13 protein-coding genes and 1 tRNA gene are annotated in these 13,231 nt (G+C 44.7%); 4 read left to right on the top strand and 10 right to left on the bottom strand.

Annotated features, from left to right (window positions below):
- Positions 1-94: 94 nt before the first annotated feature.
- The gene (locus DXA18_RS02140) at positions 95-1,507 is read right to left on the bottom strand and encodes a proline reductase-associated electron transfer protein PrdC (RefSeq protein ID WP_118382481.1); all 1,413 of its coding nucleotides are present in this window, start codon (positions 1,505-1,507) and stop codon (positions 95-97) included.
- Between the two features lie 185 nt (positions 1,508-1,692).
- Positions 1,693-1,790: transfer RNA gene (locus DXA18_RS02135), tRNA-Sec, on the bottom strand.
- 323 nt (positions 1,791-2,113) lie between these two features.
- Between DXA18_RS02135 and DXA18_RS02125 the strand changes: the two genes are divergently transcribed.
- Both DXA18_RS02125 and DXA18_RS02120 read left to right on the top strand, forming a co-directional pair.
- Positions 2,114-3,148 carry a proline racemase family protein gene (locus DXA18_RS02125; protein WP_118382479.1) on the top strand — a complete coding sequence of 345 codons (1,035 nt, stop codon included), beginning with the start codon at positions 2,114-2,116 and terminating at the stop codon, positions 3,146-3,148.
- Between the two features lie 134 nt (positions 3,149-3,282).
- Positions 3,283-3,870 (top strand): TetR/AcrR family transcriptional regulator, encoded by a 588-nt coding sequence (locus DXA18_RS02120; protein WP_118382478.1) that lies wholly within the window; start codon positions 3,283-3,285, stop codon positions 3,868-3,870.
- A gap of 36 nt (positions 3,871-3,906) precedes the next feature.
- Here DXA18_RS02120 and DXA18_RS02115 read toward each other — a convergent pair whose 3' ends face one another.
- The 7 genes from DXA18_RS02115 to yedF are packed head-to-tail and all read right to left on the bottom strand — an operon-like array spanning position 3,907 to position 11,260.
- Positions 3,907-4,143, bottom strand: coding sequence for a DUF3343 domain-containing protein (locus DXA18_RS02115; protein WP_118382477.1), 237 nt, complete (start codon positions 4,141-4,143; stop codon positions 3,907-3,909).
- An 11-nt stretch (positions 4,144-4,154) separates the two neighbouring features.
- Positions 4,155-5,297: an aminotransferase class V-fold PLP-dependent enzyme gene (locus DXA18_RS02110; protein WP_118382652.1), complete on the bottom strand. Its 1,143-nt coding sequence runs from the start codon at positions 5,295-5,297 to the stop codon at positions 4,155-4,157.
- A gap of 23 nt (positions 5,298-5,320) precedes the next feature.
- Positions 5,321-6,238: a selenium metabolism-associated LysR family transcriptional regulator gene (locus DXA18_RS02105; RefSeq protein WP_118382476.1), complete on the bottom strand. Its 918-nt coding sequence runs from the start codon at positions 6,236-6,238 to the stop codon at positions 5,321-5,323.
- On the bottom strand, positions 6,238-8,151 hold the full coding sequence (gene selB, locus DXA18_RS02100) for a selenocysteine-specific translation elongation factor (RefSeq protein WP_118382475.1): 1,914 nt from the start codon (positions 8,149-8,151) through the stop codon (positions 6,238-6,240). Before selB ends, DXA18_RS02105 begins: the two co-directional genes overlap by 1 nt.
- A gap of 15 nt (positions 8,152-8,166) precedes the next feature.
- The gene (selA, locus tag DXA18_RS02095; protein WP_118382474.1) at positions 8,167-9,573 is read right to left on the bottom strand and encodes an L-seryl-tRNA(Sec) selenium transferase; all 1,407 of its coding nucleotides are present in this window, start codon (positions 9,571-9,573) and stop codon (positions 8,167-8,169) included.
- A gap of 13 nt (positions 9,574-9,586) precedes the next feature.
- Positions 9,587-10,609, bottom strand: coding sequence for a selenide, water dikinase SelD (selD, locus tag DXA18_RS02090; RefSeq protein WP_243007009.1), 1,023 nt, complete (start codon positions 10,607-10,609; stop codon positions 9,587-9,589).
- A gap of 51 nt (positions 10,610-10,660) precedes the next feature.
- Positions 10,661-11,260: a sulfurtransferase-like selenium metabolism protein YedF gene (gene yedF / locus DXA18_RS02085; protein ID WP_118382472.1), complete on the bottom strand. Its 600-nt coding sequence runs from the start codon at positions 11,258-11,260 to the stop codon at positions 10,661-10,663.
- 374 nt (positions 11,261-11,634) lie between these two features.
- On the opposite strand from yedF, the gene DXA18_RS02080 reads away from it, so the two are divergent.
- Positions 11,635-12,495 carry a class I SAM-dependent methyltransferase gene (locus tag DXA18_RS02080; protein ID WP_118382471.1) on the top strand — a complete coding sequence of 287 codons (861 nt, stop codon included), beginning with the start codon at positions 11,635-11,637 and terminating at the stop codon, positions 12,493-12,495.
- Between the two features lie 50 nt (positions 12,496-12,545).
- A complete protein-coding gene (locus DXA18_RS02075) occupies positions 12,546-12,812 on the top strand; it encodes a tetratricopeptide repeat protein (protein ID WP_118382651.1) in 267 nt (88 codons plus the stop codon).
- A gap of 193 nt (positions 12,813-13,005) precedes the next feature.
- Here DXA18_RS02075 and DXA18_RS02070 read toward each other — a convergent pair whose 3' ends face one another.
- A complete protein-coding gene (locus DXA18_RS02070; RefSeq protein WP_118382470.1) occupies positions 13,006-13,125 on the bottom strand; it encodes a helix-turn-helix domain-containing protein in 120 nt (39 codons plus the stop codon).
- Positions 13,126-13,231 lie beyond the last annotated feature (106 nt).

The following is a 13,231-nucleotide window of genomic DNA, read 5'->3' as shown; positions in this document are numbered from 1 at the left end:
TTATAGATTTCTCCATATTATATATAATCGCTTCGGGATTAGAATATCGGGGTAGTTCGCTTCCCTATGCGAATTATACCGCTAATACTGCCAATTAGTCTTCTACGTTGATATCCTGGTCAACCTGCTTAGATACTGTAAGCTGACGATACTGTGCATGACCAATTGCTCTCATCACATGGTCTGTCTGATGGAATACTTTAAGTCCCATCTGTGGTGCAGAAGCCATAACCGTGTTAGAACAGTCTGAACAGTTACCAATGATGATGTATTCACATCCATCTTTCTTGAACTGCATGTTGTTCTTAACCTGACCCGGGCAGTTACCTGGACGCAGACACTTCAGTGGTGCACCCGGCTTGTTCTCGATTGCCTGTTTACATCTGCATACAGAAACAACTTCTCCATGCATCTTCTCAGCGATTGTACGCATACGAGCTTCATTGCCGCCGCATGCACAGACAAGAAGTCCAACTTTTTTATCTGTAAGATCAGGCATTCTATATGTTGTAAGAATTGCACCTGTTGTCTTAGTTGTAGGCTCATCAAGTTCTGCTGCACGTCCTGTGAACGCACCACCCATGATGATCTCACCAACTGAATCATCTTTATCAAGTCCGCCTGCCATCTCGATCAGCTCTCCTACAGAGATACCAACCGGAACGTCCATGAATACATGAGCTGCGTTGCCACCCTTGATATTACCACGAACTGTAACATTCTTAGAAATACATGGTTTCTTCTCTTCGATTGCTTCAGCGATCTTAGCAACTGTCTCGAGGTTGATTACAACCGATCTTGCTGCTGACGGAAGCTGTGTGGTATCAAGGTTAACGCCCAGACACTCACGAACTACTGCACGTTCTTCACCCATTGGGTAGATATCCGGAAGCAGATGAACAGAAATGTTCTCCTCATCCTTCAAAGCATCCAGAAGTGCAAGAACTGCTTCTCTGTTCTTCTTCTTAATAGCAAAGATTGCTTTATCTGCTTTTGTAATCTCCATGCAGTATTTTACTCCACGGATAACTTTGTCTGTCTGCTCGATGGTCTGCTTAATATTGTGAGCAAGACCCGGCTCACACTCAGAGTCGTTGATCAGAATGTAGCTGTGCTCCAGTTTGAAGTCTTTTGGAAGTTCTGGGTTGATATCCTCTCTGAACTCACCCTGCTCTGTTGCGGATAAGTCGATATTCAGCTTAATTCCTGTCGGGAATCCCGCTCCACCCATACCTACAATACCAGCCGCCTTGATCATATCAAGCTTTGATGCATCTTCCGGCACATCAATCGGCACGAACTCATCTGGCTGTTCTGCATCTGCCTTGATGACGATACGGTCTTCAAGGATCTCAGATACTTCACCGTAAACGCTTGAGAAGATATTAGCTCCCAAGCCTGTTGGTGTGGCAATCAATGTACCTTTTTTTACCTTATCACCTACAGCTACGCATGGGGCACAAGGTGCACCTACGTGCTGACGTAATAATAACTGTACTTTTTCCATGACACACATCTCCTTTTCTCATACTTTGATTATTATATTAAGTAAAGACGAAATACTTTGAACCTATCCCGCCCAACTTATCCGATTGTATCTATAGGTAAAATCTATAGGCAATTTAGTCTGTCAAACTTTTATCACGTTTGTCAAAAGACTATCTTTTTCTATATACTTCAATAGCTTTCTTTTGGCGGAGGCATGTGGGAATCGAACCCACCCAGGACGCTCCTAACGCCCAACACTGGTTTTGAAGACCAGGAGGCACACCAGTTGCCCATCTACCCCCGTATTACATATCATGCCTACTTAAGACAACACATAAAAAGCCTTATTTCAAGAGCTTTTTCACATTTTTATAATATCAAAAAACCATTGACTTTTCAAGGCATTTCAGCCATAATGAGTATAGAAAGATTGAACCCGGTACTAGACGACAGACTAGACCGGGTTATAGAATACGGTCTATTTGTTAATATTTCATCATTTTACCGTATTAAATTGTTTTTTTACAAATACATTATCATAGATTTTATCAATACTTGTTATTTTTTCATTTATGGCATTTATAGAATTTATCTATAAATTATGACTTTAAAGGAGGGTAATGCTATGGAATTGAAAGCAAATGTGAACTTTGACCGATTTGAGGCTGCACTTCAGGTAGTAGATGCGCACACAGTTGGTGAGTTCTGTCGTATGGTCATCGGAGGATTCCCTGAACCAGAAGGCAACACAATGATCGAGAAGAAAGATTGGATGGAAAAGAATTATGATCATGTTCGTACAGCTCTTATGTTAGAGCCTAGAGGACATCATGATATGTTCGGAGCTTTTCTCTGCGAGCCAATCGATAAAGAGGCTGATCTTGGTGTTATTTTCATGGATACAGGCGGATACCTGAACATGTGCGGACACTGCACCATCGGAGCTGTTACTGTAGCAATCGAGGCTGGACTCGTTGAATCTCACGAAGGAGAGAACAGCGTAGTTCTGGAGGCACCTGCCGGACTCATTCGTACAACTGCAAACGTTAAGAACGGAAAGGTAACTGGTGTTACACTTACTAACGTACCTGCATTTGTATATAAGGATAACCTTACCGTTAATGTTGACGGAAAAGAGATTCCTTATACCATCTCATTCGGCGGAAGTTTCTTCGCACTTGTAGACACCACTAAGCTTGACATTGGACCTATCAATGCTAAGACAGTACCGGAGTACATCTCTCTCGGCATGAAGATGCGCGACCTGATCAACGAGCAGGTTGAAATTCAGCATCCGACACTGGACATCACAGAAGTTGACCTTGTAGAGTTCTACGGACCAACTCCTAATCCGGATCATGCTACCATGAGAAATGTCGTAGTATTCGGAGATGCTCAGGCTGACCGTTCACCATGCGGAACAGGTACAAGTGCTAAGCTTGCTACTCTGCACAAATGGGGCGAGATCGGTATTGGCGAAGAATTTATCTACGAAAGCTTCATCGGAACCACTTTCAAGGGTGTTATTAAAGAAGAAACCAAGATCGGTGATTACGATGCAGTCATTCCTATGATCACAGGTACAGCTAACCTGACAGGTGTTGGTACATACCTGATCGATCCGGAAGACAAGTTAAAATATGGTTTCTTAATTGGTTAATCTGTGATATAATCGCTTGGAGAGCAACCGAAGGCGGGTTCTTAATAGAACTCGCCTTTTTTAGAAGGTATAAACCTGTTCCATCTATCGGTTATCTCTCCACACATTATACATAACAGAAGGGGAATGATTATATGCCGCGGAAACGACAATCCACAAAAAGCCGTATCGTTAAGTCTGCATGGAATCTGTTTTACAAAAACGGATATGACGACACCACAGTAGAAGACATCATCACAGCATCCAAGACATCGAAAGGCACCTTTTATCATTATTTCAAGAGTAAAGAAGGGCTTTTGAATACCTTGTCTTATCTGTTTGATGAAAAATATGAAGAATTATATAATGTAGTAGACCCCAACTTATCGTCCTACGACAAATTATTATTCTTAAATCATGAATTATTTTATATGATTGAAACCAGTATTGACGTCAGCCTGGTTGCTTATCTGTATTCAGCCCAGCTGGTCACTAAAGACAAACGTTCTTTGTCCGATCACAAGCGCTTTTATTATGTATGGCTTAGCGAGATCATACAGAATGCACTGGACTCCGGTGAATTTGCACCAACTTCCTCTGCTAAAGATCTGATGGATATCTATGCCATGTTCGAGCGCGCACTGCTGTACGACTGGTCACTCGTAAAAGGGAAATTCTCTCTGACAGAAAAGAGTGATTCCCTGTTGCCACATGTACTGGATGCATTTGTAAATGGATTATAAAAAAACGGTTCGAGACCATCTGATCTCGAACCATTTTTATACCATTAATTCATGCATTTCCTGTTCCTGCACACCAATGCTTTCTATCACCTTCCGGATCGTGTCACGATCCTCTATTCCTGCACACCATGATAAACCGCAGCCCGCCGAAATCTCACGCGGTACAGGAATCAGTCTGCCAGGAGCTCCTGCTTCTTTACAGGCTTTCTCCATAGCCATCGCATCTGTGGTCGTGTGAAATGTCACAACCAGCTTTAATTCTTTCTTGCGCATGTCTCTTCTCCTTATTCTTCATCCACAGACAATTCCTGAATTGCACGAATGGCTGTGTCCACTTCTTCTTCTGTATTGTAATGAGAAAAACTGAATCGCACAGCTCCCTGTCCGACCGTTCCGAGTGCTTCATGCATGAGTGGTGCGCAGTGTGCTCCCGGACGGATCGATATATCATAATCCATCAACAGGGCATCTCCCACTTCCGAGGAATCATACGCTCCAATATTCAATGTAACAATCGGGCAACGATTCTTCGTAGAGAAATCTCCGTATACCTTTACATTCGGAATATCCTTTACGCCTTCGTAGAATCTCCACATCAATTCCTGCTCTCTGGTGCGGATCTTATCAATGCCCTCTGCCATCAGATATTCTACTGCCGCATGGAGTCCTGCGATTCCATGACCGTTCAGAGTTCCCGCTTCCAGCGCTGTCGGCATTTCCTTCGGATGTGTTTTGCTATAGGTCTGCACTCCGCTTCCGCCGCTTAAGAGCGGGCGTATTTCCAGTCCTTCTCTTACATACATACCGCCGGTTCCCTGCGGTCCCAACAGACTCTTATGTCCTGTAAAACACAGAATATCAATATGCATTTTCTGCACATCAATCGGAAATACTCCTGCCGTCTGAGATGCATCTACGATAAACAGCACGTTATACTTCGCTGCGACAGCGCCCACCGCTTCCACATCCACATAATTACCAGTCAGATTGGAACCATTGGTGCATACGATTGCCTTTGTATCCGGTCTGATCGCTGCTTCCAGATCAGCAAGATCCATCACGCCTCTCTCGTCTGTTTTTACAAATGTAAGCTCTACACCTTTTTTCTCCATCTCATATAATGGACGTAGGACAGAATTATGCTCCATAACCGTCGTAACCACATGGTCTCCCGGATTCAGCACACCTTTGATGGCAATATTCAGGCTTTCCGTAGAATTTGCTGTAAATACAATCTGTCTTGGACTGGTGCCATTAAAAAAACGGCACAGCAGCTCTCTGGTGTCATAGACTGTTCTTGACGCACTAAGCGATGCACCATGAGCACCGCGCCCGGCATTCCCCATAGATTCCATTGCAGCCGCCACTGCCTGAACGACCTCTTTTGGCTTCTGCATGGTAGTTGCCGCATTATCCATATATATCATAATACCACCCATTTCTATCCGTATTATTTCTTATGTTTCTCATACGGATACACTTCCTGTACAATTTTCAAAAAATGCTCTGCGGATAAAGATAACTGATGATTCTTATTATAAACCACGTTGATATCTCTTCCATCATCCGCTCCCGGTATATGGAATGCAAGGACATTTCCATCCGCTATTTTGTCCGCTGCCGCAAGCTTCGACAACAGCGACACGCCCATACCGCTGCAGACAGATTTCTTAATCGTCTCCTGGTTCTCGATGCTGGCGATCACATTTAACTGCTCACTGCGAATGCCTGCTGCCTTCAGCTGCTTCTCCGCTTCTTTTCTGGTTCCAGAACCTTCTTCACGCATAATGACCGGTTCGTCAAGAATCCACGAAATATCATCCGGCGTCTCAGCACGTTTCCGATACACTTCTGTGTTCGGCGTGATGATCACCAGTTCGTCTTTATAGAATGGAAAATATTTGCAGTGCTTCTTTTCGAGCACAGTGCCGGTAAATCCAATATCTACCATATGCTCGACCACCTGATTAACCACATTTGCACTGTCAGACTCCATGATCTTAAATTGCTCTCCCGGATATTTTTCGTTAAATCTGGCAAGAATCTTCGGAAGCAGATACTGGGATGGAATCGTAGATGCCGCAATGGTAATACACTGGCGTCCCATTTTCCTGCGTTCTCCAAATTCTTCCTCAATCCGTTTCTCCAGATCTACCATCTGACTGGCATAACGATACAGCGTCTGACCTTCTGCCGACAGACTGACTTCTTTTGTATTTCTGACAAACAACCGTACTTCCAGTTCTTTCTCAAGCGCAGAGATATGCGCACTGATCGTCGGCTGTGTCAGGTAAAGATTCTTTGCCGCTTTGGAGAAGCTGCCGCCCTCTGCTACCTCTACAAATGCTTCTAGCTGCTTTAAATTCATTAGTATGCTACCCTTTCACTTTCTGCTCCGACACGCTTTGTCACCTTAATGCTATCCATATACTCAATGATTGGCTTCGCACTCTTCCGGCTGGTCTGGAACAGATCTCTCACTTCCGCTGTCGTAATAACCTCGCGTTTCTTAAACTCTTCCTGGATCATCGTCTTCGCTTTTTCCATATATTCTGTCAGGGTATAAAGGTCATCGGAAACTTTTACGATCCGCTTCTCTTCCAGGAGAATATTTAATATATCATCTGCCACAGCCTTATCTTTTTCACCAAAGGCAATGTCAGAATAACGTACAAAATCATAGCCCGCTTTCCGCACGGTATCCAGAATCTTCGCAGACACACGGTCATACACCGCATCTTTTCTCACTTCGTACTCTGCCGTGCACAGGTATTCTTCTATGCGCTTTAAGGCACCCTCCTGCTCCAGATATTCAACATAGTGGTCAAATACCACCGGTTTCATCTTCTTCAGATAGGTTACCTGCACTTCTGCTTTTTTCATACCATAGCGATATGGATATTTTTCTTCATACTGTTTCAATGCTTCAAGAATCTTCTGACGCATTAACTTCTCAGATCCTACATGCCACAGATAGAGATCCTTTCTTGTAGCAAATGTAAGGATCACGCCAGAATCCTTTAACGTCTGTACATCCTCAGCCACCTCTTCCGGGGACATGGCGGTAAGCCTTGCCACCTCTGCCTGTGTCAACAGCTCTTCTCCGTGTTCACGAATCCGCAATTCGATGACATCAATGGATGAACCGGATTCTTTGCGCTTCAAATCTTCAATCACCGGTTCCTGGAATCGTCTGTGGATCACCGGATTCGACTCCAACACCACACCTCCGCCGATAGTCTCCATCGGCGAATAGAAACGGAGCACGAACTTATCTCCTCTGCGAAGTGCAATCTCTTCTTCTAGCCTAAGCTGTACATAGCCACTCTCACCCGGTCCGATTTCTTCTTTATCCAAAAGCACCGCTCGGCACAAGATTTCACTGGTTCCGGTAAACAGATGCAGTCTGGTGTGATTGGTCAGCACACGCATGGATGACTTCAGAATATTCACTTTCACATCCAGCAGATCTGTATTCTTCATACTGTTTGGCGGTGCAAGTACACATCCGCGGGATAACTCACGCTTCTTGACATTGGACAGATTAATAGCCACGCGCTGTCCCGCATAACAGCATTCCTGATCCTCTCCATGCACCTGAATACTCCGTATCTTGCTGGTCTTACCAATCGGATAAATCTCTAACGTATCTTCTTTTGTGATCGTACCGGAAAGCAGTGTTCCGGTAATAATCGTTCCAAATCCGGATAACGAAAATACACGGTCAACAGGAAGTCTCGGAATCGTTGTAATATCCTTTTCTTCCACTTCGTCCTGCATCATATGGTCAATCTCCTGCACCAAAGCATCCAGTCCCTGACCGGTAGCCGCTGATACTTTCATCACCGGTGCATGCTCAAGGAACGTGCCTTCCAGTTCTTCACGCACTTCCTCTTCTACAAGCTCCAGCCACTCTTCATCTACAAGATCACATTTGTTCAGTACAATGATACTTTTCTGAATACCAAGCAGCCCGAGGATATCCATATGCTCTCTGGTCTGCGGCATCACACCTTCATCAGCTGCGATTACCAGCATAACCAGATCCATGCCTACCACTCCGGCTACCATATTATTAATAAATTTTTCATGACCCGGAACATCAATGATTCCGGCACGGTCACCACTTGGGAGGTCAAACCAGGTAAAGCCAAGGTCTATGGTGATCCCTCGCTTCTGTTCTTCCTCCCAGCGGTCTGTATTACGCCCGGTCAGGGCTCTGATCAAAGTAGTCTTGCCATGATCAATATGCCCTGCCGTACCTATTATCACATGTTTCATTCTAATATCTCCAGCCTATTTCTCCTGCCCCAGCAGTTCCTGCAGTTCTGCTGCGATCAATTTGAAATCTTCTGTCTCTACTGTCCGCACATCCAGCATGATCGTGTCATTAACCGTTCTCGGAATCATCGGCACGGTCAGATGCCGCATCTGGTCTTCCAAAGCCGCTACGCTTTCATGTTTTGGGCGGATAGCTACTGCCATACTTGGTATCCGCTCCATCGGAAGTGAACCGCCACCGATCTGAGATTCGCAGGATACCACATCCACCTTCGCCGGAAGATCTGTCGAACGAATCGTTCTCGCAAGACTTCTTGCCCGGCGCGCCACCTCGTCCAGTGGCTCTGTGATCATACGCAGCACTGGAATATGCTGAACTGCCTGTTCCTCTGACAGATATTCCTGAAGAACCAGTTCCAGTGTAGCCGCTGTGAATTTGTCAATTCTCAGTGCACGGGTAAGCTGATTCTTCTTCATCATATCGATGTATTTCTTCTTACCGACAATGATACCTGCCTGTGGGCCACCGAAGAGCTTATCGCCGCTGAAGCACACGACATCTGCCCCTTTAGCCACCGACTCCTGTACAGTCGGCTCATAAGTCAGACCGTATTTGGACAGATCGATCAGCACACCACTTCCCAGATCTTCAATCACCGGAATGCCATGCTCCTTCGCGATCGGCATCAGTTCATCGATTCCTACCGATTCAGTAAATCCAACGATCTTATAATTGCTGGTATGTACTTTTAACAATGCTTTTGTTTCTTCTGTGATATTCTCTTCATAATCACTGACATGCGTCTTATTAGTCGTACCCACTTCCACAAGCGTCGCACCACTCTGTGTCATTACATCCGGAATACGAAACTTACCGCCAATCTCGATCAGTTCGCCACGGGACACGATGACCTCACCGCCTTTTGCAAGGGAACTTAAGATCAGAAGCACAGAAGATGCATTATTATTAACAGCCATGGCTGCTTCTGCTCCTGTAATCTTACACAGTAATTTCTCAAAATGTGAATAACGCTCGCCGCGTCGTCCCTCTTCCAGGTTGTATTCCAAATTGGAATAGCCTGTCACAATGTCAAATGCTTTCTTCATATGTTCCCGGCTGATCGGTGCACGTCCCAGATTGGTGTGCAGGATCGTACCCGTGCCATTGATTACTTTCTTCATATTAGGAGTGTGCATCTGCTCTACAGCATCTCCGATATGAGATATCAGAAGTGCAATCTGCTCCTGTGCTTTATCTTCCTCATCACAGCCGCCGATGAACGCTCGCAGGTTATCCATCTCTGCGCGAATCGCTTCCATCACAGAATCACGGCTGTATCTTTCAATCATTTCCTGGATTGCCTGATTCTCTAACAGAACGTCAACCTTCGGAATACTGCGGTATAATAGATTTTTATTCATGACTTCCGCCTCTCTAATACAGTCTGATTAACTTGTCACTCTTCTCAGCCACACGTCCGATCACAGACACCTTAGTATCAATGCCGGAGCGTGCAAAATCCGTCAGCATCTGTTCCAGATACTCCGGTGCTACGCTGATCAGCAGCCCACCTGATGTCTGTGGATCGTAAAGCAGATCCAGATAATGTTCTTCTACGCTTCCTGCCTCTACTTTGTCAATGGAATACCTGCGGTTCTTATAAGCTCCGGCAGGCACAAGCCCCATCTTGGCATAATCGATTGCATCTGCAAAATACTCAATATCACGCACCTTCAGTTCAAAGGTTACTTCACTGGCAGATGCCATCTCTACGCAATGCCCCAACAGCCCAAATCCGGTAATGTCTGTGCAGGCAGATACATCATAACGCTCTACCACCTGCTTGCCGATCTTATTCAGCGAAGCCATCACTGTCTGTGCTTCCTGTATCGCAGATGGTGATGCAAAATCCGCTTTGATCGCGGTATTCACAATTCCGCTTCCGATCTGTTTCGTCAGGATCAGCACATCTCCCGGCCTGCATCCGTAGTTCTTAAATATCTTATCCGGATGTACAAATCCGGACACGCACAGACCATATTTTGGTTCGTCATCCTGCACGGAATGACCACCTACAAGTACGGCTCCCGCTTCTTTTACCTTATCTGCACCTCCTGCGAGAATGTCTCCCAGAATCGCCGGATCTAGGCAGTTCGGAAAGCCTACAATATTGAGTGCCACAGCAGGTTCGCCACCCATCGCCCAGACATCACTCAGCGAATTGGCTGCTGCGATCTGTCCGAACATATATGGATCATCCACGATCGGTGTAAAGAAGTCTACTGTCTGAATCATGGCAATGTCGTCTGTTACTTTATAAATAGCGGCGTCATCAGAAGTCTCTATTCCAACCAGCAGATTATCATCCTGGAATTTTGGCAGCTTACTCAGAACCTGAGCAAGGGTCTCCGGACCTATCTTAGCTGCTCAACCCGCTGTCTTACTGAGACTTGTCAGCTTAACGTCTGTTTCATTCTATAATATCCTCCTTTTGGGGAACCCTGCCGACTATGGGCGAATGATCTTATCAGCCCCTGCCATAGTCTCTGCGATCACGTACATATTAGTCACAGATCCTACTGCAAGTTTCTCCTTAATTCCGTAATAATCCAGGCATGTTCCACATGTCATAATGTTCACACCCTGTGCTTCCAGTGATTTCAGATCTTCCAGAGAATCAGATCCTTCACATGTAAGAGTTGCTCCACCGTTATAAAACAGCATAGTCTTAGGAAGCTTATCCAACTGTGTAATCGCATAAATAAAGCCCTTGATCAGAACTTTACCAAGTTCATCATTACCGCTTCCCATACGATCAGAGCTCACTACTACTACCATGTTATCTCTTGCATCCGGAATGCACGCAGCTTCTTCTCCTGCTTCTACAGCGCCTTCCATAGCGATCGTAACTTTATATTCTTTCTCGCCGAGCTTCTCAGATGTAACCTTTCCACCGCTTGAAGAAGCCATCTTTGTCACGTTCTGTACTGCAATCTCATTGTCCACCAATACTTCGATCGTCTCCGGTCCTGTCAGAGCCTGCATAGCTTTCTTTGTTTTAATTACTGGGATCGGGCAGTTATCGCCCATTGCATTAACTGTAATCATGATTATTTCCACCTTTCTTGAACTATCCCTTTACATTTATAGATATATTCTATCATTATAACTGTAAAAGGTAAATATATTTTCTATACATCTGATTATATTCCTTTTCTTTATTTTATTCAAATAGATGGCTTCTATATAGTCTGTCCGCTATAGACCATTTCTATAAGTAATCGTTTTATAGACAGTTACCGCTTTTCATTTGAGGATGCGCATGGTACAATTATATCAGATGGGAGATGACTCCCACCTCTATAGATAGTGAGAAACAAGCTGGTATCAGTGGCGGGAGTCAATCCCCCAGCTGATATAGCCTCCGGCAGGATTGCAGAGGCATTCTTGAATTATAGGAACGATAAAGAAAGAGGTACATTATGTGGATTGCAGATCAATGGAATGATTATGAAGTAATAGATTGCAGCAAAGGTGAAAAATTAGAACGCTGGGGTGATTACCTGTTAGTCCGCCCAGATCCGCAGGTCATCTGGGATACTCCTAAGAAGAACCGTGGATGGAAGCACATGAACGGTCACTATCACCGCAGTAAGAAAGGCGGCGGTGAATGGGAGTTCTTCGACCTTCCGGAACAGTGGTCGATCCGGTACAAGGATCTGACATTTAATCTAAAACCGTTTAATTTCAAACACACCGGACTCTTCCCGGAGCAGGCAACCAACTGGGACTGGTTCTCTGAGAAGATCCGTAATGCCGGACGTGAGATCAAGGTATTGAATCTTTTTGCTTATACCGGTGGTGCTACACTGGCTGCAGCAGCTGCAGGAGCAAAGGTTACTCACGTGGACGCTTCCAAAGGCATGGTCACCTGGGCAAAAGAGAATGCTGTATCTTCCGGACTTAAGGACGCTCCGATCCGCTGGCTTGTAGATGACTGTGTAAAATTCGTAGAGCGTGAGATCCGCAGAGGCAATCACTACGATGCCATCATCATGGATCCGCCGTCTTACGGACGCGGACCTAAGGGCGAGATCTGGAAGATTGAAGATTCCATTCATTCCTTCATCAAGCTCTGCACAAAGATATTATCCGATGATCCGTTATTCTTCCTGGTTAATTCGTACACCACAGGACTTGCTCCGGCAGTATTGACTTACATGCTGAGCACAGAACTTGCTCCATGGAACGGTACCGTAGAGTCTCAGGAAATCGGACTTCCGGTTACAGAAAGCGGACTGATTCTTCCTTGCGGCGCATCTGGACGCTGGGAAGCAAAATAAATATCACAAAGTAGTTTTATAAATTTTTATTATTATCAGGAGGGAGCCTTATGGAAGAATTATTAAAACTCGCCGAAGCCGGCGACACAGATGCAATGTATCAGTTAGGCAGAGCCTATCAGTTTGCGAAATTCGATGACGCACCAGATTATGAAAAAGCATTTTTCTGGTACAGCAAAGCCGCTCAGCTACGGCATATCGAGGCTATGACTTCCGTCGCAGATGCGCTTTCCCTTGGCCGCGGATGCAAACGCGACCTCGAAATGGCTCACGTCTGGTATCAGGAAGTCTATGAAATTGCCCGAAGTGGCAGATAACGTCGCATATTGTTGCCCTTGTTGGTCTCTGTTATGAGATATTCAAGGGTAAACGGAAATAGCCGCCAACTATTCACAGTAGTTGACGGCTTAACATTTGTTTTTCTTCCACTTATCACATTAATAAATCATATTATTTTTTTTGTCTCTTGTTCTTCTAAATATTTTATACTGTCTTTCCAATTCCTTTTTTTCATCTGATAACTCTTGAAACAGTCACCTGCTCTACTCCAAGCTTTTCCGCTAATTCTTTTTGAGAAACCCCTAATATCTCTCGTATCGATTTTATATCTTCTGAAAAATTATAGTTCATATTTTCACCGCCTATAACTTATTTATATCACATTACTTAAACAAGTTCAATTATAAGACAACGAAAAGTCCTATGGAGATTTTGAACTCCATAGGACTTTTTTGTT

The sequence above is a fragment of the Dorea sp. AM58-8 genome, assembly GCF_003464045.1.
In the GTDB taxonomy this organism is placed as follows: Bacteria; Bacillota; Clostridia; order Lachnospirales; family Lachnospiraceae; genus Claveliimonas; species Claveliimonas ammoniilytica.
This window is presented reverse-complemented; position numbering and strand designations above follow the sequence as displayed.

Excerpts from the sequence above, each read along its gene's own strand:
- DXA18_RS02140 (WP_118382481.1), bottom strand. The coding sequence starts at position 1,507 with ATGGAAAAAGTACAGTTATTATTACGTCAGCACGTAGGTGCACCTTGT.
- DXA18_RS02125 (WP_118382479.1), top strand. The coding sequence starts at position 2,114 with ATGGAATTGAAAGCAAATGTGAACTTTGACCGATTTGAGGCTGCACTT.
- DXA18_RS02120 (WP_118382478.1), top strand. The coding sequence starts at position 3,283 with ATGCCGCGGAAACGACAATCCACAAAAAGCCGTATCGTTAAGTCTGCA.
- DXA18_RS02115 (WP_118382477.1), bottom strand. The coding sequence starts at position 4,143 with ATGCGCAAGAAAGAATTAAAGCTGGTTGTGACATTTCACACGACCACA.
- DXA18_RS02110 (WP_118382652.1), bottom strand. The coding sequence starts at position 5,297 with ATGATATATATGGATAATGCGGCAACTACCATGCAGAAGCCAAAAGAG.
- DXA18_RS02105 (WP_118382476.1), bottom strand. The coding sequence starts at position 6,238 with ATGAATTTAAAGCAGCTAGAAGCATTTGTAGAGGTAGCAGAGGGCGGC.
- selB (WP_118382475.1), bottom strand. The coding sequence starts at position 8,151 with ATGAAACATGTGATAATAGGTACGGCAGGGCATATTGATCATGGCAAG.
- selA (WP_118382474.1), bottom strand. The coding sequence starts at position 9,573 with ATGAATAAAAATCTATTATACCGCAGTATTCCGAAGGTTGACGTTCTG.
- yedF (WP_118382472.1), bottom strand. The coding sequence starts at position 11,260 with ATGATTACAGTTAATGCAATGGGCGATAACTGCCCGATCCCAGTAATT.
- DXA18_RS02080 (WP_118382471.1), top strand. The coding sequence starts at position 11,635 with ATGTGGATTGCAGATCAATGGAATGATTATGAAGTAATAGATTGCAGC.
- DXA18_RS02075 (WP_118382651.1), top strand. The coding sequence starts at position 12,546 with ATGGAAGAATTATTAAAACTCGCCGAAGCCGGCGACACAGATGCAATG.
- DXA18_RS02070 (WP_118382470.1), bottom strand. The coding sequence starts at position 13,125 with ATGAACTATAATTTTTCAGAAGATATAAAATCGATACGAGAGATATTA.